The organism is Donghicola sp. XS_ASV15 (genome assembly GCF_041224595.1).
Classification (GTDB): Bacteria; Pseudomonadota; Alphaproteobacteria; order Rhodobacterales; family Rhodobacteraceae; genus Donghicola.
The window spans coordinates 212,079-233,442 of record NZ_JBGFGN010000162.1; the positions used below are offsets into that span (position 1 = coordinate 212,079).

At 60.1% G+C, this 21,364-nt stretch carries 20 protein-coding genes; 15 read left to right on the plus strand and 5 right to left on the minus strand.

Annotated elements, in window-relative coordinates; translation table 11 throughout:
* Positions 1-4: 4 nt before the first annotated feature.
* Genes AB9K37_RS17450 through AB9K37_RS17470 form a run of 5 tightly spaced genes read left to right on the plus strand, consistent with a single transcriptional unit; the run spans position 5 to position 4,341 of the window.
* Positions 5-895, plus strand: coding sequence for a 2-dehydro-3-deoxygalactonokinase (locus AB9K37_RS17450; protein WP_369841096.1), 891 nt, complete (start codon positions 5-7; stop codon positions 893-895).
* The gene (locus AB9K37_RS17455) at positions 892-1,512 is read left to right on the plus strand and encodes a 2-dehydro-3-deoxy-6-phosphogalactonate aldolase (protein WP_369841099.1); all 621 of its coding nucleotides are present in this window, start codon (positions 892-894) and stop codon (positions 1,510-1,512) included. The genes AB9K37_RS17450 and AB9K37_RS17455 overlap by 4 nt, the downstream gene beginning before the upstream one ends.
* Positions 1,509-2,366: an SMP-30/gluconolactonase/LRE family protein gene (locus AB9K37_RS17460; RefSeq protein WP_369841101.1), complete on the plus strand. Its 858-nt coding sequence runs from the start codon at positions 1,509-1,511 to the stop codon at positions 2,364-2,366. The genes AB9K37_RS17455 and AB9K37_RS17460 overlap by 4 nt, the downstream gene beginning before the upstream one ends.
* A 15-nt stretch (positions 2,367-2,381) precedes the next feature.
* Entirely contained in the window at positions 2,382-3,308 is a 927-nt protein-coding gene (locus AB9K37_RS17465; RefSeq protein ID WP_369841104.1) for a Gfo/Idh/MocA family protein, read from the plus strand.
* The gene (locus tag AB9K37_RS17470; RefSeq protein WP_369841107.1) at positions 3,301-4,341 is read left to right on the plus strand and encodes an aldose epimerase family protein; all 1,041 of its coding nucleotides are present in this window, start codon (positions 3,301-3,303) and stop codon (positions 4,339-4,341) included. Before AB9K37_RS17465 ends, AB9K37_RS17470 begins: the two co-directional genes overlap by 8 nt.
* A 14-nt stretch (positions 4,342-4,355) precedes the next feature.
* Here AB9K37_RS17470 and AB9K37_RS17475 read toward each other — a convergent pair whose 3' ends face one another.
* Positions 4,356-6,827, minus strand: a complete 2,472-nt coding sequence (locus AB9K37_RS17475) for a penicillin acylase family protein (protein ID WP_369841110.1) — start codon at positions 6,825-6,827, stop codon at positions 4,356-4,358.
* Positions 6,828-6,911: 84 nt separating this feature from the next.
* Here AB9K37_RS17475 and AB9K37_RS17480 point away from each other — a divergent pair, with 84 nt between their 5' ends.
* The 4 genes from AB9K37_RS17480 to pgi all read left to right on the plus strand — a co-directional run bounded on the left by AB9K37_RS17480 (position 6,912) and on the right by pgi (position 11,648).
* Positions 6,912-7,784: an NAD(P)-dependent oxidoreductase gene (locus AB9K37_RS17480; protein WP_072706426.1), complete on the plus strand. Its 873-nt coding sequence runs from the start codon at positions 6,912-6,914 to the stop codon at positions 7,782-7,784.
* Positions 7,785-7,920: 136 nt separating this feature from the next.
* Complete coding sequence (zwf, locus tag AB9K37_RS17485; RefSeq protein WP_369841113.1) at positions 7,921-9,375, plus strand: glucose-6-phosphate dehydrogenase; 1,455 nt, start codon at positions 7,921-7,923, stop codon at positions 9,373-9,375.
* On the plus strand, positions 9,372-10,043 hold the full coding sequence (gene pgl / locus AB9K37_RS17490) for a 6-phosphogluconolactonase (RefSeq protein WP_369841115.1): 672 nt from the start codon (positions 9,372-9,374) through the stop codon (positions 10,041-10,043). Before zwf ends, pgl begins: the two co-directional genes overlap by 4 nt.
* A 6-nt stretch (positions 10,044-10,049) precedes the next feature.
* The gene (gene pgi / locus AB9K37_RS17495; RefSeq protein WP_369841118.1) at positions 10,050-11,648 is read left to right on the plus strand and encodes a glucose-6-phosphate isomerase; all 1,599 of its coding nucleotides are present in this window, start codon (positions 10,050-10,052) and stop codon (positions 11,646-11,648) included.
* A 121-nt stretch (positions 11,649-11,769) separates the two neighbouring features.
* Here pgi and AB9K37_RS17500 read toward each other — a convergent pair whose 3' ends face one another.
* Positions 11,770-12,240, minus strand: coding sequence for an acyl-CoA thioesterase (locus AB9K37_RS17500; protein WP_369841121.1), 471 nt, complete (start codon positions 12,238-12,240; stop codon positions 11,770-11,772).
* A 217-nt stretch (positions 12,241-12,457) separates the two neighbouring features.
* Between AB9K37_RS17500 and cysS the strand changes: the two genes are divergently transcribed.
* The 3 genes from cysS (at position 12,458) to AB9K37_RS17515 (ending at position 16,284) form a co-directional block, all read left to right on the plus strand.
* Positions 12,458-13,834: a cysteine--tRNA ligase gene (gene cysS / locus AB9K37_RS17505; RefSeq protein ID WP_369841124.1), complete on the plus strand. Its 1,377-nt coding sequence runs from the start codon at positions 12,458-12,460 to the stop codon at positions 13,832-13,834.
* Between the two features lie 90 nt (positions 13,835-13,924).
* A complete protein-coding gene (cimA, locus tag AB9K37_RS17510; protein WP_369841127.1) occupies positions 13,925-15,544 on the plus strand; it encodes a citramalate synthase in 1,620 nt (539 codons plus the stop codon).
* Entirely contained in the window at positions 15,544-16,284 is a 741-nt protein-coding gene (locus tag AB9K37_RS17515; RefSeq protein ID WP_369841130.1) for a squalene/phytoene synthase family protein, read from the plus strand. The genes cimA and AB9K37_RS17515 overlap by 1 nt, the downstream gene beginning before the upstream one ends.
* 17 nt (positions 16,285-16,301) lie before the next feature.
* Here AB9K37_RS17515 and AB9K37_RS17520 read toward each other — a convergent pair whose 3' ends face one another.
* On the minus strand, positions 16,302-17,519 hold the full coding sequence (locus AB9K37_RS17520; RefSeq protein ID WP_369841133.1) for an MFS transporter: 1,218 nt from the start codon (positions 17,517-17,519) through the stop codon (positions 16,302-16,304).
* Between the two features lie 63 nt (positions 17,520-17,582).
* Here AB9K37_RS17520 and AB9K37_RS17525 point away from each other — a divergent pair, with 63 nt between their 5' ends.
* From AB9K37_RS17525 to AB9K37_RS17535, 3 genes are all read left to right on the plus strand, one after another.
* The gene (locus AB9K37_RS17525) at positions 17,583-18,212 is read left to right on the plus strand and encodes a DNA-3-methyladenine glycosylase (protein WP_369841135.1); all 630 of its coding nucleotides are present in this window, start codon (positions 17,583-17,585) and stop codon (positions 18,210-18,212) included.
* Complete coding sequence (locus AB9K37_RS17530) at positions 18,209-18,874, plus strand: alpha/beta hydrolase (RefSeq protein ID WP_072706436.1); 666 nt, start codon at positions 18,209-18,211, stop codon at positions 18,872-18,874. The genes AB9K37_RS17525 and AB9K37_RS17530 overlap by 4 nt, the downstream gene beginning before the upstream one ends.
* 189 nt (positions 18,875-19,063) lie before the next feature.
* Positions 19,064-19,648: an HNH endonuclease gene (locus AB9K37_RS17535; RefSeq protein ID WP_369841139.1), complete on the plus strand. Its 585-nt coding sequence runs from the start codon at positions 19,064-19,066 to the stop codon at positions 19,646-19,648.
* On the opposite strand, the gene rocF is transcribed toward AB9K37_RS17535, so the two are convergent.
* Both rocF and AB9K37_RS17545 read right to left on the minus strand, forming a co-directional pair.
* Entirely contained in the window at positions 19,645-20,562 is a 918-nt protein-coding gene (gene rocF, locus AB9K37_RS17540) for an arginase (protein WP_369841142.1), read from the minus strand. The genes AB9K37_RS17535 and rocF overlap by 4 nt on opposite strands.
* A gap of 199 nt (positions 20,563-20,761) precedes the next feature.
* Positions 20,762-21,322 (minus strand): YSC84-related protein, encoded by a 561-nt coding sequence (locus AB9K37_RS17545; RefSeq protein WP_369841145.1) that lies wholly within the window; start codon positions 21,320-21,322, stop codon positions 20,762-20,764.
* Positions 21,323-21,364 lie beyond the last annotated feature (42 nt).

The window sequence follows — 21,364 nt, forward strand, 5'->3', positions numbered from 1 at the left end:
ACGGATGACCGCAGGGAGCGATCAGACGTGGATCGCGGTCGACTGGGGAACCAGTCGGCTGCGGACTTGGGCAATGGCCGGCGATCATGTCCTGCGCCACGCCACTTCTGATGACGGAATGGCCAGTCTGGAGCCTTCGGGCTTCGAGCCCGCGTTGCTGCGGCTCATCCATGATTGGCTCCCCGATGGCCAAACGCCGGTGCTTGCGTGTGGAATGGTTGGAGCCAGGCAAGGGTGGAAGGAAGCGCCCTATCGCGGTGTGCCTTGTGCGCCCGTTTCGGCAGAGACGCTTGTACACGTCACCACTACTGATCCCCGCATAGATGTGAGGATCGTCGGCGGCCTGTCACAACTTTGCCCGCCGGATGTAATGCGAGGCGAGGAAGTGCAAATCGCTGGCTTCCTGCGTCATCGGCCAGACTTCAACGGCCTGATCATATTGCCGGGGACACATTCGAAACACGTCTGGATCAAGGATCACCAGGTTCAAAACTTCACCACCCACATGACCGGAGAGCTGTTTGCGATACTCGGGCAGCACTCGATCCTTCGTCATTCGGTCGGTGGTGACTCTGTGGATCAGGCCGCCTTTGCAGAGGGGGTGAGGGCAGGTGCCTCTGGTCAAGAATTGGCGCAGCTCTTTTCGATCCGCGCCAAGGGTTTGGTGTCCGAGGATACACCCGATGCTGCAGGGTCGCGCCTATCTGGGCTGCTGATCGGTGCGGAATTGGCGCAGGTGCCCCAAGGCACAGCAATTGTTTTGATCGGGGCGGGCAAACTAACCGACCTATATGTACAGGCCACCGAGATACTGGGCCAGCCTGCCGAGTCCTTGGACGGCGCAGACCTCGTGCTGGCTGGACTGACACACCTCCATTTCATGAGGCAAAAATGACCCGCCGGAATATCATCGCCATTCTCCGCGGCATCACGCCGCCCGAAGCCGTTGCGGCAGCAGAAGCCCTGCTGGAGGCTGGTATTTCAACCATCGAAGTGCCCTTGAATTCGCCCGACCCCTTGCGATCGATCGCCGCGATGGCGGAGGCTCTGTCAGATCGTGCTCTGATCGGTGCCGGAACGGTTCTGACCCCCGAAGATGTGACCCGAGTTGCCGAAGCAGGCGGGAAATTGGTGGTGTCCCCTGACTGCAACCCCGATGTGATCAAAGCGACCTGCGCCCAAGGGCTGGAAAGTTGGCCCGGGGTTTTCACCCCGACCGAAGCCTTCGCCGCTTTGCGCGCCGGTGCCACAGGACTCAAACTCTTTCCCGGGGCGATGAGCGGTCCCAAGGGACTTCATGCCATGCGCGCGGTGCTGCCCAAAGGCACGCAGGTCTATGCTGTAGGGGGCGCAGGCCCGGATAATTTTGCCCAATGGCTCGCGGCAGGCGCAGACGGGTTCGGAATTGGAACCGCGCTTTACACCCCTGGCATGTCACGGGACGACATTGCCGAGCGTGCCGAGAAAGTGGTCGCGGCCTATGACGCAGCGCGAACAGGAGAGCCACAATGACTGCCTTTGACACGACAATCTGTGAGCTTGGCGAAGGACCGCTGTGGCACCCCGAGCGACAAGAACTGTTCTGGTTTGATATTACCGGCCAGCGTCTGTTCGCAAAGGGCAGTGGCGATCTTAGGCAATGGCAACTGCCCGAAATGCACTCCGCCGCGGCGTGGATCGACACCGCGCGGCTGCTCATTGCGTCGGAGAGTGGTTTGTGGCTGTTTGACATCGAAACCGGCAACCGCGACGGGTTGATCGCGCTCGAGGCCGACAATCCGATCACCCGTTCAAATGACGGACGATGTGATCCTTGGGGCGGGTTCTGGATCGGCACTATGGGCAAATCAGCACAACCCAAGGCTGGTGCGATCTATCGCTACGCCCAAGGAGAGTTGCGGGCGCTGTTTGACGACATCACGATCCCAAACGCAATCTGCTTTGATCGCACCCGTGGCTGCGCTTACTTCACAGACACCCCAGAGGGCATCCTGTGGCGGGTGGCCGTCGACGAAGCCGGTTGGCCATCGGCCCCCAAAGAGATGTTGGCTGATGTCCGTACGATGGGGCTCAATCTGGATGGCGCCGTCGTGCTGGCGGATGGTCGGATTGCCGTGGCATGCTGGGGCGATAGCGCCGTACACGTGATTACACCGGAGGGGGCATTCCAAGGGCGTTTCCCGTTGCCCGCGCCCCACGTGACATGTCCGGCAATGGGTGGTCCAAATTTTGACCGGCTCTATTGCACTTCGGCGACCGAAGGGCTTGGTCCCGACGATCTATTGGCCGCGCCCCTGTCCGGTGCAATCTTCGAAATAGAGGGCGCGCCGCAGGGCCTGCCTGAACCTGCCTTTCCTTTAATCTGAACCGGAGTCTTACCGATGACACACCCGATTTCCTTGGGTCTCGTGGGTCTGGGGACCATTGCGCGCAACCAACACCTGCCTTCTCTTGCGGATACTCCGGCCCTATGCCTAGAGGCCATCGCGAGCCGAAACGCGACGCTTGAAGGGGTGGCGTGCTATTCGGACATCCAGCACATGCTGGCAGGCTCTGATGTCGCTGCAATTTCGCTGTGCACCCCGCCGCAGGGACGATTTGAACAGGCCGCTGCTGCGATCGCAGTAGGCCGGCACGTCATGCTGGAAAAGCCACCGGGAGCGAGTGTGTCAGAGGTGCAGGCTCTGGCCCGGCTGGCCGACGCGCGGGGCGTGACCCTCTTTTCCACATGGCATTCGCGCGAGGCCGCGGCCGTCGAAAAAGCACGTGACCTTCTGGCCACCGCAGAGATCAAAGCCGTCAGAATTTCGTGGCGCGAAGACGTGCGCCATTGGCACCCTGGTCAAGAATGGATCTGGCAGCCCGGTGGACTGGGAGTCTTTGATCCCGGCATCAACGCACTGTCTATTTTGACGCGGATCATGCCAGAGCCGATCCACCTGAGCCGCGCCATGCTTGAAGTCCCCGCGAACAAACAAGCGCCGATTGGGGCAGAGTTGCAGATGCTCTCGGCCTCTGGCACTCCGATTGATGCCGTATTTGACTGGCGTCAAACCGGTCCTCAGACTTGGGATATCGAGATCGACACAGACAACGGCAGCATCGTTCTGCGTGACGGCGGGGCCACCCTTCATCAGGATGGCACCTGCTTGGTCGCCGCCAAGGACGAGGAATACCGCCGACTTTACAAGCGCTTTGCCGAGTTGATTGCGGCAGGTCAAAGCGAAGTGGATTTGGCACCGATGCAGCTTGTGGCGGATGCGTTCCTGCTGGCGGACTACCGCCAGACCGATGCGTTCCATGACTGAGCGTGCATTCTTTGGACGGATGCCGGATGGCACTCCGGTCGAGGCTGTGACGCTGCGGGCAGGTCAGGCCGAAGCGCGCATCATCACGTTTGGCGCCGGTCTTCAGAGCCTGTTCATCCCCGACCGCGATGGACGTACGGACGACATCGTACTGGGGCATGACACGCTGGACGGCTACCTGGCGCACCGCAAGAATTTTGGCGCCACCGTCGGGCGCGTGGCCAACCGGATCGCGAACGGCATGTTCACGCTGGAGGGGAAAACCTACCGACTGCCACAGAACAACGGAACGAACACATTACACGGCGGGCCTGAAGGCTTTGATCGCAAGAACTGGATCATCACGGAGGTGGACGCCGCCTCTGTCACACTTTCGCTGGACAGCCCCAGTGGGGACCAAGGCTTCCCCGGCGCGCTTTCGGTTCAAACGCGTTATGTGCTTGAGACGTCCGAGCAGGGGCACACCCTGCATATCTCTTACGAGGGCCATACGGATGCTCCGACGCCGCTCGCGATGACCCATCACAGTTACTTTGCCTTGGCTGGTCACAGCGCCTTGGCAGATCGGCCTGCCTCGGCTTTGGAGTACGAAGTGACGGTGCCAGCTGGACACTATCTGCCCACAGATGCGCAGCAGATTCCAATCGGCGCAGAGCCTGTAGGGGCCACCCCGTTTGACTTCCGATCCGGACGCCGCTGCGCCACTGCCATCCGCGCAGGCGCACTGGATGGATACGACCATTGCCTGTGTCTGGACCAAGGCAAAGCTGTCTTAACGGATCAGCACACCGGTCGCCGTATGACATTGAAAACGAACCAACTGGGACTTCAGGTCTACACCAGCAATGCGTTCGACGGCGCGATTGAAGGAAAGGCAGGACGCCTCTACCAGAAATTCGACGCCATTTGCCTTGAACCTCAGGCCTGGCCGAATGCGGTGAATATGCCTTCCGATCTCTGCCCTTGTGACGTGATCTTGCGGCCAGATCAGATCTATCGGGCGGACATTGCCCTGACCTTTGACTGCGTCTAGGTCAGGGCCGCAGTTCACTGCGCCTCTGGCACAATCTTTGTAATCCCGAGGTTCGCCGCCCGTGCCAAGTCGGGATCAAGAGCCATGGGCACGTACTCTCCCAGACGCCAGCGCACACCAAGGTCGTCGTAATGCCGCGAGAGGAAATGCCCCGACTGACCTGTTGACGTGACAAACACAGAGCTCTCTGGATCAGCAAAATCATAAACGCCACGATAGCCTGCACCATGCACGTTCAAGAACGGGTTCGGCCCCGTCCCCTTGGTCAGACCGCGCAGGAGCGTATCGTCGCCGCCGCTGGTGGACTGGCGGATGTTGACGAAATAGCGAAGCACAGGCAATTCCCCCAGCACCTGATGATCGTGGGTAGCTTGGTGGGCATCGCCCCAGCGCAGGCTTTCCAGTTTGGTGCCGTAGGTCTCTGAAATCCAGACCAAGGCGTCATCCAGAGCCAAACGCGCCATGTCGGCACAGCTTTCTGGGGCAGCGGACTGGCGAACGTCACACCATGCTGCGGCGCCGTCGACATCGCGGTAGACCCGCTCAATGAATAGTGGTTCGATATGACGGAACTTGGTGGCAAGCGGACCAAGTTCATCACGGATCAGCCGGTCCTGCAATTCGCGCAGCCATGCCGCGTAAATCAGCGGTTCGGGCATGTGCTCGTTCATTTCACCATTCCAACCAGCCAGCATCTCGAGGGCCAGATCCCGAGTGCGCTCTCGGGTGCCTTCGGCTGAAGCTTCGCCCGTGAACCACAAATCTGCGCCAATCAGTGGCAGTAGGGTCCGCGCCGTCACAGACACGGTGTCCAATTGTGCCTCGATAAAGCTCTCGCGTGTGTGGACCTTGCGGGCCTGCATCAAGCGTTGAAAGCGTTGCACGCGCTCGGTATCGCCCCATTCAAAGGAAACATGCTCGGGGAAGGGACGATCAACGATCTTGTTATTGGTATTGCCCAGAATGCCGCCTTCGGGGTTCAGGAATTCAGGGTTTACACTCTGATAATCGAGCCGCCCGCGCCAGCGGTTTCGGTTCAGCCAACCGGGGCTCGGCAGTCGCCCTTCGCTCTGGTGGCTGGACAAACGACGGGGCATCGCGCCGATCAGTTTGAGGCCAATATTTCCCTGCGCATCCGCCAGAGACAGGTTCTGAGAGGGCGCAATATAGTCTTTGCCCGCATCAATCGCGGCAGGCACGGACTTTGCGGTCATGATCTTGTAAGCGGCGCTGAAGGAGGTATCGCGCGGCGTCAGCATAGTCCATGACAGGGCCGCTACGTGGCCGCGCGGGGTCACGCTGCCGATATTGTAGTGGTCCGCAGGGATAACTGGCCCATTTCGGGTCCAACGCAGGGTAAAGGTCTGCGGGGCCTGATCCTTGATCCGAATGATGGTCCGGCGGGTTTCGAAAGCAGAGAACCCCGTATTCGTCCGGTATTCATCGGGATTGTCGGGGTTCACTTCTTCGATAAACAAATCCTGATCATCAAGATAGGATGAGGTCAGCCCCCAACCCAGCTTCTCGCTCCTGCCAGAGAGGATCAGAGGAATGCCTGGGATGCTCCCACCAATCACGCCGCCGGACTGCAACTCCAACCGCGCCAGATACCAGATGGTCGGGGCACTGAAGCCGAGATGCGGGTCGTTGGCTAATAATGCGCCACCCGCCGCAGACCGCAGGTCGCTGGCGACAAAGGCATTGGACGCGCCAGCAAAATCCAGTTCGGGAAAGGGCGAAAGCGGGTCTTTGGCCTGATCGGCGCGGGCCAATGCGGGCAGGGGCGCTTCAAAGAGAGAGGCATACTCGGGCAGCGCCGCGATCCCTTCTCCGGGGACATCGGGCAGGATGTCCTTGACCCGTTCGGGCGTCAGCATCATCGAAGCTTGGGCGCGCAGGACCTCGGCCTCTAGATGACCGGACAGTTGCACGGACATGAGTTTCAGGACGGCCAGAGAGTCAGCGGGCGTCCAAGGGGCGATCTGCGCGGGGAACAGGAACATCTCGGGCGCGCCGCGGCCCAACGCCTTTTCGTTGATTTCGCGCAGGCGGGCATTCACGCCTGCCGCGTAACCGTCCAGTGCGATCCGTGCTTCGGGCGTCTGGACTTCGACCGAACGGGCGGCAAGGTTATACAAATCAAGCTGCCGCATCAGCCGGTCGATGGGCAACGTGCGTTCGCCAAAGAGTTCGGACAGGCGTCCTTGGGCCGTGCGGCGCATCATGACAATCTGCCAGAGGCGGTCTTGCGCTTGCGCATAACCCAGGCCGAAAAACACGTCGAAATCGTCGTCTGCAAAAATGTGCGGGACGGCCGCCGTATCGCGAACGATTTCGATTTCGCCCTTGGCACCAGAGAGTTGTATGTCGCGGCTATAGTCGGGCAGGGACCGTGCGGCCAGATAATAGATCGCCAGAACAGCCAGTGTCGCCGCCACAACGGACGCGACGGTCAAGCGCAAAAGCCACTTAAATACTCTCTTCATCGATACCTCTTTGGTTGACCGGCGCGCTATCCGGCTTAGGAAGGTGTGTGACGCCAATGGAAAAGACGCAAGGGGGTATTCATCATGGCAAAAGTCGCGTTTCTGGGTCTCGGGGTCATGGGGTATCCAATGGCTGGCCACCTTGCCAAGGCCGGTCATAGCGTAACTGTCTATAACCGTACCACCGCCAAAGCAGAAAAATGGGCCGAGGAATTCGGTGGGTCGTTTGCGGCGACACCTGCCGAAGCAGCCAAGGGTGCCGAATTTGTGATGACCTGCGTGGGCAACGACGACGATTTGCGTCAGGTCTGTGCAGGCGAAAACGGCGCGTTCGCGGGAATGGACGCGGGCGCGATCCTTGTGGACCACACCACCGTTTCCGCTGCCGTCACATCCGAACTCTATGCAATCGCCAAAGAGAAGGGCCTGAGCTTTGTCGACGCCCCGATTAGTGGCGGACAGGCGGGCGCTGAAAATGGCGTCCTGTCGGTGATGTGTGGCGGCGACGAAGACGCCTATGCCAAGGCTGAGCCTGTCATCGACGCCTATTCGAAAATCTGCCGCCGCTTGGGCGACAGTGGTGCGGGCCAGATGACCAAGATGGTCAACCAAATCTGTATCGCGGGCCTTGTCCAAGGTCTGGCCGAAGGGCTGAACTTTGCGGGCAAAGCAGGTCTGGACATCGAAGCGGTGGTCGAGGTGATCAGCCAAGGCGCTGCGGGCAGCTGGCAGATGGCGAACCGCCACCAAACCATGGCCAAGGACGAATATGACTTTGGCTTTGCAGTGGACTGGATGCGCAAGGACCTCGATATCTGCCTGCGCACCGGCGAAGAGCTGGGTGCCAGCCTGCCGGGCACTGCGCTGATCGACCAGTACTACAAAGATGTCCAAGCCATGGGCGGAGGGCGTTGGGATACTTCGTCTTTGATGGCCCGTTTGCGCAAGCTGGGTTGAAAGAAAACAACATTTTAGTGTTACCTTATGGGGGCGATGATCTACGTAGCGGTAGACTTCCGCCCCCATGTCGTTTAAACGGGCGGCAAAGTTAGCGCTAACAAGCCCAAGGCTCGTCAGACCCGAGGAGGGAAACATGGTTTCACGCGTTATTCCGGTCGATTCTTTCGATCTCGTCATTTTTGGCGGTACCGGCGATCTGGCCCGCCGCAAAATCCTGCCCGGCCTCTTCCGCCGCTATGCCAGCGGCCAGATGCCTGACGAAGGCCGGATCATCGGCGCAGCCCGTTCTGACATGACCTGCGACGAGTTCCGCACCATGGTCAAAGAGGCCGTAGAAGAGTTCGATCCCAAGTCGGCCAAAGATACCGAAAACCTTGAGAAATTCTTGGAACGCGTGTTCTACGTGGCTGTCGATGCCAAGGGCGACGGCGGCTGGAAAGAACTGGGGGATCTGCTACGCCCCGACATGATCCGCGCCTTCTACTTCTCGGTCGCACCCAGCCTGTTCGGCACCATCGCAGAGCGTCTGAAGACGTTCGAACTGGCCGATGACGACGCCCGTATCGTCGTCGAGAAACCCTTCGGCAAGGATCTGGAAACCGCTCGCGCACTGAACAAGTCGCTGGCAGAGCACTTCCACGAAGGTCAGATCTACCGTATCGACCACTACTTGGGCAAAGAAACCGTCCAGAACCTGATGGCTGTGCGCTTTGGCAACATGCTGTTCGAACCCCTGTGGAACAGCCAGTATGTCGACCACATCCAGATCACCGTGGCCGAGACGGTGGGCGTTGGTGGGCGCGGCAGCTACTACGACACCTCGGGCGCGATGCGGGACATGGTGCAGAACCACCTGATGCAGCTCTTGTGCCTGATCGCGATGGAGCCGCCCGCCAAGTTTGATCCCGACGCCGTTCGCGACGAGAAGCTCAAAGTCATTCGCGCGCTGGATCCGGTCGAACCGCATCATATTGTGCGCGGCCAGTACAGTGCCTCGGAAAAATGCGCGAGCTACCGCGAAGACGTAGAAAACCCCCGCTCGTTCACCGAGAGCTTTGTCGCCATGCGCTGCGAAATCTCGAACTGGCGTTGGGCCGGGACCCCGTTCTACATGCGCACCGGCAAACGCCTGAAGGCACGCACCAGCGAAATCGCTGTGGTCTTCAAGGATGCGCCGCACTCGATCTTTGGCGCTGAAGCAGGCGTGCACCGCAATGTGCTGACCATTCGCCTGCAACCGAACGAGGGCATGACCCTTGGCGTGACGATCAAGGAACCGGGGCCGGGCGGTATGCGTTTGGTGGACGTGCCTCTGGACATGACCTTTGCCGAGGCTTTGGGGCCGGACGCAGAGGAGGTGCCCGACGCATACGAACGCCTGATCATGGACGTGATCCGCGGCAACCAGACCCTGTTTATGCGCGGCGACGAAGTCGAGGCTGCGTGGGCTTGGACCGACCCGATCATCAACGGGTGGACCAACCGCAATGACGTTCCCAAACCCTACGATACTGGCAGCGCCGGACCGGATGATGCGTTGATGCTGATGCACCGCGACGGCCGCCGCTGGAGAGAGATCAAGGAATGAACTTTAACGAATATCCCGACCGCGAGATGATGATGATCGATCTCGCGAACATCATCGCCGGTGAATTGGGCGAGTCCCTGCGTACCGGTGATCGTGCCTCGCTTTGTGTGCCCGGTGGCACCACGCCCGGCCCGATCTTTGACGCGCTGAACGAGGTCGCTCTGGATTGGGACCGCGTCGACGTTTTGCTAAACGACGAACGCTGGGTCCCCGAGGATCACGAACGTTCGAACACGCGCCTGTTGCGCCAGCGCTTGCTGATCAACAAAGCTGCGGCTGCGAAGTACGTGCCCCTATATGCACCGACCGAAACGCCCGAGGAGTCGATGGAAGCGCTGGCCGCTGGCATCGAACCGTCGCTGCCGCTGTCGGTGTGTTTACTTGGGATGGGCGCTGACATGCACACGGCCTCGCTGTTCCCCGGCGCGGATCGTTTGGAAGAGGCGCTGTCGCCCGACGCCCCGATCCTGCTGCCCATGCGCGCGCCCGGCGCGCCAGAGCCGCGTATCACGCTCTCGGCCCGCGTGCTGCAGGATTCAACAAACCTTCACATCGTGATCACTGGCGCGGAAAAGCGCGAGGCACTAGAAAAAGCCCGTTCGCTCGAGCCGATGGAAGCGCCCGTCGCATCTGTCCTTGATCGGGCCCAAATTCATTGGACGGAGTAATTTTATATGTGGACTGACCTCAAGGCGCATTACGCCCGCACCGAGGGCCGCAACATCCTTAACCTGTTTGCCGACGGCGATCGTTTTGGCGATTTCTCGGCGGCGCTCGGGGACATGCTGTTTGACTACTCGAAGACCAACATCGACGCCGACACCCGCGCATCCCTGATCGCGCTGGCGGAAACCGCAGGCGTTGCCGCTCGCCGCGACGCCATGTTTGCAGGCGAGAAGATCAATGAAACAGAGGGCCGCTCGGTCCTGCACACCGCTCTGCGCAACCTGGACGGTCGCAAGGTCGAGGTCGACGGCCAAGATGTGATGCCTGAAGTGCTGGACACCCTGAGCCGAATGGAAGCCTTTGCCACCGCAGTCCGCGACGGCAGCTACAGCGCACAGGGCGGCAAGATCACCGACGTGATCAACATCGGCATCGGTGGTTCCGATCTTGGCCCGGCGATGGCCTACCGCGCGCTGTCCCCCTACGCCGATGGACCTGCCTGCCACTATGTCTCGAACGTAGACGGCGCCGACATCCACGATGTGCTCAAGAAATGCGACCCGACCACCACGCTGGTGATCGTCGCTTCCAAAACCTTCACCACCATCGAAACGATGACCAACGCCGAGACCGCCCGCAAGTGGATGGCAGAGCAAGTTTCGGACACCGGCGCACAATTCGCGGCGCTCAGCTCGGCTGATGACAAAGCGGCTGAATGGGGCATCGCGGCAGAGCGCGTCTTTGGCTTCGAAGACTGGGTTGGCGGCCGCTACTCCATGTGGGGCCCGATTGGCCTGTCGGTCATGATCGCGATCGGAGCCGACGACTTCCGCGCCTTCCTGCAGGGCGGCGATGCGATGGACACCCACTTCCTGACCGCCGACTTCTCGGAAAACCTGCCTGTCCTGCTGGCTCTGGTCGGCATTTGGCATCACCAGCTCAGCGGCCATGGCACCCGCGCCGTTCTGCCCTATGACAACCGCCTGGGTCGACTGCCCGCGTATTTCCAACAGCTGGAAATGGAGTCGAACGGCAAATCGGTGTCTATGGACGGCTCTGACCTGACAAACCAAGCCGGTCCGATCGTTTGGGGCGAGCCTGGTACCAACGGTCAGCACGCCTTCTACCAGCTGATCCATCAGGGCACCCAAGTGGTCCCCGTGGAATTCATGGTCGCCGCCAAAGGCCACGAAGAGGATCTGGCGCACCACCACAAACTTCTGGTCGCCAACTGCTTCGCTCAATCCGAAGCGCTGCTGCGCGGCCGCTCGTTGGATGAATGCCGCGAACGGATGGCTGCCAAAGGTCTGACCGGTGACGAGCTGGAGCGCCAAGCACGTCACCGCGTCTTCTCGGGCAACCGCCCGTCGACCACGTTGATCTACCCTAAAATGACGCCCTACGTCCTTGGTCAGATCATCGCGCTCTACGAGCACCGCGTGTTCGTCGAAGGCACGATCCTCGGCATCAACTCCTACGACCAGTGGGGCGTTGAACTGGGCAAAGAACTGGCGCTGGCCCTCGACCCGATCCTTTCGGGCGAACAAGACGGCGCGGGCAAAGACGGCTCGACCCTCGGTCTGGTCAAATACGTCCAGAACGCCTAATCGAAGACAAAAAGGCGCGTCCACAACCGGCGCGCCTTTCTTCTTTCATCTTTGCGAAAATACCCTCGGGGGTGAATTGGCGCCCGAGCGCCAAGAGGGGGCAGACAGCCCCCATCCGCCCTCAGCCAGCATCGGCTCGATCAATCTCTACAAACCGCTGCTTCACATCTTCGGGCAACGCCATCTTGCCTGACCCATCCGGCTGCATCATCACAATCACTGCCCGCGCAGACACTCGAAGATCGCCGCAGAACACCCCGTATTCATGAGTAAAACTCGTGTTTCGGAACGACACCGTTCGCGCGGTCAGCACATAGTCCTCGTTTAACGACATTTCCTTGTGGTACTCGATGCTCAGCGCCTTCAGAACCATGCGCGGATCGCCGTCCTGATAGTGGCAAATGCCCCAATCCTTGAAATAGTGGATGCGGATATTTTCGAGCCACTTCAGATAGGCCGCATTGTTTACATGCTGCAAAGCATCCAGATCGCCGAAATGCACACGATCCGCGATCCCGATGGGCCAGTCATCGGGAACATTTTGAGCCCGCAGAACCTCGCGCGGCAGAGGGGTGTGATAGATCAATGTCATGGTCAAAGTGGTAAAACCCAAAGCGCCCGCTCGCAATATGCTTGGCAGGGGATGTGACGCGTGGTAATTCCGCCCCATGAAACAGAGCGCATTCATTACTATTATTTGTTCGATCTGCTGAGACACTGTCCGGCGGGCCGTTTCGCGCTTTCTTCCGAAAACCCGTAATGCTATCCCCGCCGCGACCCGATACGACACCTTGGGGCGAGGACCAGGCATGACCCAGATTACACTTCACAATACGATGTCGCGGCAGCGGGAGATTTTCCAGCCGATCGACCCTCAGAACGTGCGGATGTATGTCTGTGGACCGACCGTCTACGACCGCGCCCATCTTGGGAACGCGCGGCCTGTGGTGGTCTTTGACCTGCTGTTCCGCCTGCTGCGTCACGTGTATGGCGCCGATCATGTGACCTACGTGCGGAACTTCACTGACGTCGATGACAAGATCAACGCCCGCGCCGCTGAAACCGGTCGCGATATCCGCGAGATCACCGACGAAACCATTCAGTGGTTCCTTGATGACATGGGCGCCTTGGGAGCGATGGAGCCGACGCAGGCCCCCCGCGCAACCGAGTATATTGGCGAAATGATCTCCATGATCGAAGGGCTGATTTCCCGCGGCCACGCTTATGCCGCCGAAGGGCACGTTCTGTTTGCAGTGGACAGCTGGAAAGAGGGCTATGGCAAGCTGTCGGGCCGTTCGGTCGATGACATGATCGCCGGTGCCCGCGTGGAAGTGGCGCCCTACAAACGCAACCCGATGGATTTTGTGCTGTGGAAGCCCTCTGGCGATGATCTGCCCGGCTGGGACAGCCCTTGGGGCCGCGGTCGTCCGGGCTGGCACATCGAATGTTCGGCCATGAGCGATGCGCTTCTTGGAGCGTCCTTTGACATCCACGGCGGCGGCAACGACCTGATGTTCCCGCACCACGAGAACGAAATCGCGCAAAGCTGCTGCGCGAACCCCGATGGCGGCTTTGCCAAGGTCTGGCTACACAACGAAATGCTTCAGGTCGAAGGCAAGAAGATGTCCAAATCCTTGGGCAACTTCTTTACCGTGCAGGACCTGTTCCAGCAGGGCTGGCCGGGCGAAGTGATCCGCTTGGTCTTCCTGCAGACCCACTATCGCAAGCCGATGGACTGGACCGAAGCCAAAGCGCAGGCCGCCCGCGACACGCTGAAGAAGTGGCGCAAGATGACCGATGGCGTTGTTGCTGGTGACGTTTCCCCTGCGGTTGTCGAGGCCGTGGCGAGCGACCTGAACAGCGCGGGGGCGGTTACCGAGTTGCACAAACTGGCGAGCGCTGGTGATGCGGGCGCTTTGCTCGCGTCGGCTCAGTTCTTGGGGCTGCTGACGCCCGAAATGGGCGCTTGGGCGGATGAACCCGAAGCAGGAGCGGACCTGCTTGCGCCTTTGGCCGAGAAGCTGGCGGCGGTGCGTGCAAAAGCGATGGAGACCAAGGATTTCAGCGAAGTGGATCGGTTGAAGACCGCGCTACTGGATGCCGGTGTCGAAGTGCGCATGTCGAAAGCTGGTGTTGAACTCTCGCCCAAGGACGGGTTCGATGCGGCCAAGTTGGAAGGCCTGTAACGCAATGCGCCTGTGGCAGCTGACGGACGGGGGGCTGTCTGCCCCCCGCGCCCCCCGAGGGTATTTTGACCAAGAAAGAGGAGTGGTGGTGTGATGAAAGAGAAATTGTACCTCTATGACACCACGTTGCGGGATGGGCAGCAGACGCAGGGTGTGCAGTTTTCGACGCCCGAGAAGCACCAGATCGCAGATGCTTTGGACCGCTTGGGGGTGGATTACATTGAGGGCGGATGGCCCGGTGCAAACCCGACGGACTCCGCCTTTTTCGAGGAGGCGCCAGAGACCAAGGCTGTGTTTACAGCGTTCGGAATGACCAAGCGGGCAGGGCGCTCTGCCGCGAATGACGAAGTTCTAGCGGCCGTTTTGAACGCGGGCACGCCTGCGGTCTGTCTGGTGGGCAAAACACATGATTTCCACGTGACCTGCGCTTTGGGCATCACGCTGGAAGAGAACCTCGAGAATATCCGCGAGTCTGTGGCCCATATTGTGGCGCAGGGACGCGAAGCGCTGTTTGACGCTGAACATTTCTTTGACGGGTATCGTGCGAATCCTGTGTACGCGTTGGAGGCTGTGACAGCGGCTTATGAGGCGGGCGCGCGCTGGGTAGTCCTGTGTGATACAAATGGCGGCGCGCAGCCGACTGTCATTGCGGATGTTGTTCGAGCGGTCATTGCTTCGGGCATTCCTGGCGACCATTTGGGCATCCACTGCCATAACGACACCGAACAGGCGGTCGCTGGATCTTTGGCAGCTGTGCTAGCGGGCGCACGGCAGATTCAAGGGACCTTGAACGGCTTGGGCGAAAGGTGCGGTAATGCGAACCTGACCACCCTGATCCCGACGCTGAAACTAAAAGAGCCTTTTGCCAGTCAGTTCGACACTGGTGTGAGTGATGAGGCCCTAGAAGGGATGCTGTCGATCAGCCGGATGCTCGACGACATCCTGAATCGCGTGCCGTTCCGTCAGGCGCCTTATGTTGGGGCCAGCGCCTTTGCTCACAAGGCCGGCTTGCACGCCAGCGCGATCCTGAAGGACCCGACCACCTACGAGCATATTGAGCCGTCCAAGGTCGGCAATGCGCGCATTATTCCCATGTCCAATCAGGCGGGCCAATCGAACCTGCGCAAGCGCTTGACTGAAGCGGGGCTGAAGATCGAGGCCGGTGATCCGGTGCTGGGACAGATCCTAGAGGATGTGAAGGCGCGGGAATCGGAGGGCTATTCCTATGACGGTGCGCAGGCGAGCTTTGAGCTGCTCGCGCGTCGGGCTATGGGGCAGTGTCCCGAATTCTTTGAAGTGAAGCGCTATCGCGTCACCATTGAACGCCGCAAGAACAAGCATAACCAAATGGTCAGCTTGTCCGAGGCGGTCGTGGTCGTGAAGGTTGACGGCGAGAAGAAGCTATCGGTCAGCGAGAGCATGGACGCATGCGGCACAGACCGCGGTCCCGTGAACGCGTTGGCGAAAGCTTTGGCCAAGGATTTGGGCCGCTATAGCGACCTGATCGAAGATATGAAGCTGGTCGATTTCAAGGTTCGGATCACGCAGGGCGGTACTGAAGCTGTGACCCGTGTCATCATTGACAGCGAAGATGGTAAAGGACGCCGTTGGTCCACTGTGGGGGTCAGCGCGAACATCGTGGATGCGAGTTTCGAGGCGCTGCTGGATGCGATCGTTTGGAAGTTGATCCGCGATGGGGCCGAAGCCTGATGAGCATCAACGCCTGCGCCAAGATCGTGCATGACGCAGACCCTGACCGCTTTCTGGCGATCATGGCCGCGCCTGTCTCGGCGCGGCGGGTGCTTTTTCCGCTCTTTGCATTCAATGTCGAGATCAGCCGCGCCCCTTGGGTCACCAAGGAGACGATGATCGCTGAAATGCGGGTTCAGTGGTGGCGCGATGCTCTGGCCGAGGTCGCCGAAGGGCGCGGGCGGCGGCACGAGGTTGTCGACGCGCTCGGAGAGGTGCTGGATACCGAAGGCGCGCGCCTGCTGGACGGATGCTGCGAGATGCGGCGTTGGGACATCTACACCGATCCGTTCGAAGATGAAGAGCACTTCGACAGCTATATTGAAGAGACCTCGGCGACCTTGATGTGGGTGGCTGCGCGGGCTCTGGGTTCGACCGAAGAGGCCGCCGTGCGAAAGCGCGGATATGCGGCAGGGGTTGCGAACTGGCTGGTGGCCGTGCCCGAACTGGCAGCGCGCAATCGTATCCCCTTGCTTGATGGTCGGCCCGAGGGTCTGCAAGGGCTGGCGCGCAAGGCGTTAACTGCTTTGGCAGAGGGGAAGATCGACAAAGCGGCGCGTCCGGCAACGCTCATTGGGTTTCAGACGAGGGACATCTTGCAACAGGCGCTGGACAATCCGCTGAGGGTTGGGGATGGCGTTTTGGGATTAAGTCCCATCCGCAAGCGGTTGTTATTGATGAAACAATCCGCTTTTGGATGAGCTTGTCGAACCCCGCCTTAGTTGGCGGGGTTTTCTTTTGGCTTCAGCACCAGCCAGATCAGCGCACCGCCGGCCAGCATGAGGAACGGAGCCATCGCCATGTTGACGGCGGTCCAGCCTTCGACAGCCGTCCCGCCGGAGCAGTTCATCAAACCGCCAGAGGCCAGCGAGGCCAGCGTCACACCGCCAAAGACCAGCATGTCGTTCATGCCTTGGACGACACCGCGCTCTTCGGGGCGGTGAGCGCTGGCCAACATGGCGGTCGCGCCAATAAAGCCGAAGTTCCAGCCGATCCCCAGGAGGATCAAGGCAATAAAGAAGTTCTCAATCTCGACACCCTGTAGGGCGACGACACCCGCGACAGCAAGGATCAAAAGGCCCAAGGACACGACCTTTTCAACGCCAAATCTTGCGATCAAATGGCCTGTAAAGAAGGACGGGATGAACATCGCCAGAACGTGGCCACTGACAATGTCGGCGGCGTCTGCTTTGTCGTAGCCGCAACCAACGACAGCCAATGGGGTCGACGTCATGACAAGGTTCATGAGCGCATAGCTGACCATGCCGCAGATGATTGCCACCACCACGCGGGGCTCGCGCAGGATCTCGCGGCGCGAGCGTGCGGCGGGGGCATCCTCGGCCGGAACGGGTGGGCGTGGGATGTCCAGCGCCAAAAACAGCAGCATCCCCAACACGTTGATGGCGATCACGGCCATATAGGTCCCGATGAACGGGATCACTGAATAATCAACGGTCCATTTCACCAGTTGCGGGCCGATGATGGCCGAGGCGAGGCCACCAGCCAGCACATAGGAAATTGCCTTGGGACGGAATTCTTCCGACGCGGTATCGGCGGCGGCAAAACGGTAAAAACCCTGCGCACACATATAGATACCGGTCAGGTAGCTGCCCAGGAGGAAGAGCCAGAAATTCGCGTAAATCAGCGCGGTCACGGCGGTGAAGCTCCCAAGGAGACCGCCAGCGGCACCCAGAATGAACCCCGCTTTGCGCCCATAGCGCTGCATTACGTTTGACAGCCATGGGGCAGTGGTCATAGACCCAAAAACGATCATTGAGATCGGCAGTGTGGCAAAGCAGGGGTTCGGCGCCAGTTGTTGACCGGCGAGACCGCCGATCACGAATATCATACTCATCTGGCTGCCAAGGATCGCCTGAGCGGCGGACAGGACAGCGACATTGCGCTTGGCGCGTTTGTGATCATATGCGGTCGTCATAGGCGCTAGGCGTAGAACTTTGTTGCGATTGCGTCCAGAGCACTTGTGACGCACTGTGCCACCATGGACGAACGGATCATCATCAGTGACGCCTGCGTAGCCGAGGGCGCGGCCTGGCTGGCAACGGCTGACCCAAGACTTGCAGCCGCTTTGGAGGCAACCGGTCCGTTGCCCCTGCGCCGGCGCAAGGACGGTTTTGAACAGTTGCTGAGCGCAATCGTCAGCCAGCAAGTCAGCGTCGCAGCCGCGAATGCGATCTGGAATCGGTTGCGCGCTGCGAAACTGACTGGCCCGCGAAAAGTCATGTGGGCGACCGAAGAAGAGTTGCGCGCTTGCGGTATGTCGCGGCAGAAGATCAAGTACGCCAAAGCCTTGGCCGAGGCGCGAATTGATTTCAAGGCGCTGCGCGACGCTCCGACAGATCAGGTTGTTGCGACCCTGACGCAAGTCAGCGGCATTGGCGTCTGGACCGCCGAGATTTACGCAATGTTCAGTCTGGGGCGCGCGGATGTCTTTGCCCCCGGTGATCTGGCCCTCCAAGAAGGCGCCCGCATTCTGTTTGATCTGCCCGAGCGGCCCAAAGAAAAAGCCTTGCGCTTAATGGCCGAAGACTGGAGCCCGTGGCGGGCTGTTGCGGCGCGGCTTCTGTGGGCTTACTACCATGTGGCAAAGGACAGGGAAGGGATCAGATGACTCGCGTTCTACAGTCGGACCGCCGCGAGGCGGCCTCGGGGCAAACCCGCTCGGTAATCGTATTTCTGCATGGCTATGGCGCGAATGGCGCGGACTTGATGGGTTTGGCCGACCCGCTGGCCGAACATCTGCCTGACACCACGTTCTATGCGCCCGACGCTCCTGAAAATTGCGCTGGCGCACCGATGGGCTATCAGTGGTTTCCGATCCCGTGGATCGACAATTCGTCCGAGGAAGAGGCAGAGCGCGGGATGCGCGCCGCTGTCGAGGATCTGAACGCCTATTTGATGGGCATTTTGGACGACGAAGACATTCTGCCCGAACAACTTGTGCTGATCGGTTTCTCTCAGGGCACGATGATGGCGCTCCACGTCGCGCCCCGTTTCGAAGAGGCCATTGGCGGCGTGATCGGATTCTCGGGCCGTTTGCTGGTCCCCGAACTGCTGAAAGACGAGGCGAAATCCTATCCGTCGATCCTGCTGCTGCACGGCGATCAGGACGACGTGGTGCCGCCGCAAAGCCTGCCCGAAGCCGTCGAGGCACTGCAAGCGGCTGATTTCAAAGAGGTTTACGCCCACGTCATGAAGGGCACCGCGCACGGCATTTCGCCAGAAGGGCTTGGTGTTGCCTTGGCGTTCATGCGCGACAAGCTGGGGATGTAAGCCTGCCCGATTTGGAGGCGGGGCTGCGCGCCCCGTCACCAATCTGTCACGAAATCTGACTAAAACCGTGAACAACACGCCATATCAAGAGGCTTGCCAGAGGTAAGCCGCGATATATAGTGTTAGGTATACGGGGCGGGTTGTCCCGCCTCGGGTCAGTTAGACAGACGGGGCAAAGAGGCTTTATCCATGGACGGTGACTTTAGGACTGAATTCGTAAGAGAACCTGGCGCATTGAAACATCATCCGGCGCTGGTGCTAAATGCGGACTATCGTCCATTGTCCTACTATCCCTTGTCGCTATGGCCTTGGCAGGAGGCGATCAAGGCGGTCTGGCTCGACAGGGTCGACATCGTTGCCGAATACGACACCACGGTCCGAAGCCAGAAGATGGAAGTCCGGATACCCTCGGTTGTTGTCCTCAAAGATTTTGTAAAACCTCAAAAGCGCGTGGCCTTCACGCGCTTTAATCTTTTTCTAAGGGACGAATTTTGCTGCCAATACTGCGGCGGACGGGGCGATCTGACCTTTGATCACGTGATCCCGCGCGCACGGGGCGGCATCACCAGTTGGGAAAACGTTGTAGCGGCGTGTTCGCGCTGCAATCTGCGCAAGGGGTCCAAATCCTTGCGCCAAGCCAACATGCACCTGCGCAAACCGCCAAAGCAGCCCTCAGCCGATGAATTGCAGACGGTTGGACGCAAGTTCCCGCCCAACCACCTGCACGTGAGCTGGATGGACTACCTGTACTGGGACGCTGAATTGCAGGCTTAACTGCTATAGGCGCGCGTCGGGCGGTCAAACACACGGCGCCCCAGCGCAGACGCCGCAAGGTCCACCATCAATTGCGCGGTGCGTCCGCGTTCATCTAGGAACGGGTTCAGTTCGACCAGATCGAGCGAGGTCATGAGCCCGCTGTCCGCGATCAGCTCCATGCACAGGTGCCCTTCGCGCACTGTCGCTCCGCCGGGAACGGTCGTACCGACTGCAGGCGCCGCAGAGGGGTCTAGGAAGTCCACATCCAGCGACACGTGTAGATTGCCGCCAGCGTCCGCCACATCCTTGAGAAAGCGGCGGAGCAAGACAGAAATGCCGTTTTCATCAATCTCGCGCATATCGTGGTAGCGAATGTCGCTGTCTTCGAGCATGCCACGCTCGGCCTCGTCCACAGAGCGCAGGCCGATGATGCAAATGTTCCGTTCGGGAACGGGATTGGAGACAGCGGGGAAGCCTTCGAACCCGTCGCGGCCTGTGATGTAGGCCAGCGGGGTGCCGTGTAGGTTCCCGCTCTCGGTGGTCATCAGCGTGTGGAAATCGGAATGGGCATCAAGCCAAAGAACGAACTGGGGCTTGTCCGTCGCCGCCGCAACGCCAGTGACCGAGCCCAGCGACAGACTGTGATCACCGCCCAAGAAGATCGGCAAGCGTCCCGCTTGCATGGCGTTGCGGCCCGCGCGATGCAAGGACTGGGTCCAGCCGATGGTTTCGGCCAACGAATGTACAGCGGGATTGGTGCAGTCTGGATCGGCCACCATATCGGGCGTCAGATTGCCCACATCGGTCACGCTATGGCCAAGCCGCCGCAGCGCGCGCGCCAGATTGGCTGTGCGATACGCATCGGGACCCATGAGGCAGCCTTTGCCTTTTTTGCCGCTGTCGACGGGGGCTCCGATCAGTTCGATATCCATGCGCTCAAATCCTTTTGGTCCAATTCCGGCCTGCGGGGCCGTTCTAACAGGAGGTGGGCCGCCGCGCCGGATTCGCAAGACCAACTGTACGAACGGCGCAGGTCCGCTGGCAACAACCCGCGCGAAGTCACCCTGATGCAAAAAATCCCGATGATGTTACCATCACCGGGATCTCTGAATTCTGCCGATGCAGCCGCAATCAGGGGATGATGCGGGTGTACTTGGACCCTTCGAGCGTGGCCCCAACGCGCAGACCGGTCTGACCAAAGACCACCGCGACGACGGGCGCCAGCGATGTTGTCGTCTCGGCGCGGATCTTCTCGCCTTTGTCGGCCAGAGCATATTCGACGTTCGCGCCCGCAGCCCAACCGCTGGAGCGACGGAAATCCGCCAGTGCATCGGGGGTCATGAAGAACAGAACGTGCGCATACTGCTGCGCGCCGATCTGGAAGCCGACGGTGCCCTTGGTCGAGGCATAGTAATCGACGGTCGCGTTGTTGATGCGCAGCGCGCCACGGCCATAGGCCCCGCCAAAGCCAAGCCCAGCTTCGGTCACCAGCGGCATGACCAGCATACCGACCGATTTATCGGCCAGCTCGCGAGTGCCGGGGTAATTGTTGAACATGTAGCTCAACGTGCTGTCGACGCGGGCATCGATGATCTGAGCGCCCTGCGAGTTCACACCGTTGCCACATGCGGCCACCAGCGGAAGAGCGCCCAAACCGGCGATGGTAAAGAAACGACGGCTAATGTCTGTCATGGGTTTGCCTGTCCTCTATCGGGGTATTCCCGGTTTATTTTG

Bases quoted from the DNA above. Each gene is read 5' to 3' on its own strand.
- AB9K37_RS17450 (WP_369841096.1), top strand. From the start codon at position 5: ATGACCGCAGGGAGCGATCAGACGTGGATCGCGGTCGACTGGGGAACC.
- AB9K37_RS17455 (WP_369841099.1), top strand. From the start codon at position 892: ATGACCCGCCGGAATATCATCGCCATTCTCCGCGGCATCACGCCGCCC.
- AB9K37_RS17460 (WP_369841101.1), top strand. From the start codon at position 1,509: ATGACTGCCTTTGACACGACAATCTGTGAGCTTGGCGAAGGACCGCTG.
- AB9K37_RS17465 (WP_369841104.1), top strand. From the start codon at position 2,382: ATGACACACCCGATTTCCTTGGGTCTCGTGGGTCTGGGGACCATTGCG.
- AB9K37_RS17470 (WP_369841107.1), top strand. From the start codon at position 3,301: ATGACTGAGCGTGCATTCTTTGGACGGATGCCGGATGGCACTCCGGTC.
- AB9K37_RS17475 (WP_369841110.1), bottom strand. From the start codon at position 6,827: ATGAAGAGAGTATTTAAGTGGCTTTTGCGCTTGACCGTCGCGTCCGTT.
- AB9K37_RS17480 (WP_072706426.1), top strand. From the start codon at position 6,912: ATGGCAAAAGTCGCGTTTCTGGGTCTCGGGGTCATGGGGTATCCAATG.
- zwf (WP_369841113.1), top strand. From the start codon at position 7,921: ATGGTTTCACGCGTTATTCCGGTCGATTCTTTCGATCTCGTCATTTTT.
- pgl (WP_369841115.1), top strand. From the start codon at position 9,372: ATGAACTTTAACGAATATCCCGACCGCGAGATGATGATGATCGATCTC.
- pgi (WP_369841118.1), top strand. From the start codon at position 10,050: ATGTGGACTGACCTCAAGGCGCATTACGCCCGCACCGAGGGCCGCAAC.
- AB9K37_RS17500 (WP_369841121.1), bottom strand. From the start codon at position 12,240: ATGACATTGATCTATCACACCCCTCTGCCGCGCGAGGTTCTGCGGGCT.
- cysS (WP_369841124.1), top strand. From the start codon at position 12,458: ATGACCCAGATTACACTTCACAATACGATGTCGCGGCAGCGGGAGATT.
- AB9K37_RS17515 (WP_369841130.1), top strand. From the start codon at position 15,544: ATGAGCATCAACGCCTGCGCCAAGATCGTGCATGACGCAGACCCTGAC.
- AB9K37_RS17520 (WP_369841133.1), bottom strand. From the start codon at position 17,519: ATGACGACCGCATATGATCACAAACGCGCCAAGCGCAATGTCGCTGTC.
- AB9K37_RS17525 (WP_369841135.1), top strand. From the start codon at position 17,583: ATGGACGAACGGATCATCATCAGTGACGCCTGCGTAGCCGAGGGCGCG.
- AB9K37_RS17530 (WP_072706436.1), top strand. From the start codon at position 18,209: ATGACTCGCGTTCTACAGTCGGACCGCCGCGAGGCGGCCTCGGGGCAA.
- AB9K37_RS17535 (WP_369841139.1), top strand. From the start codon at position 19,064: ATGGACGGTGACTTTAGGACTGAATTCGTAAGAGAACCTGGCGCATTG.
- rocF (WP_369841142.1), bottom strand. From the start codon at position 20,562: ATGGATATCGAACTGATCGGAGCCCCCGTCGACAGCGGCAAAAAAGGC.
- AB9K37_RS17545 (WP_369841145.1), bottom strand. From the start codon at position 21,322: ATGACAGACATTAGCCGTCGTTTCTTTACCATCGCCGGTTTGGGCGCT.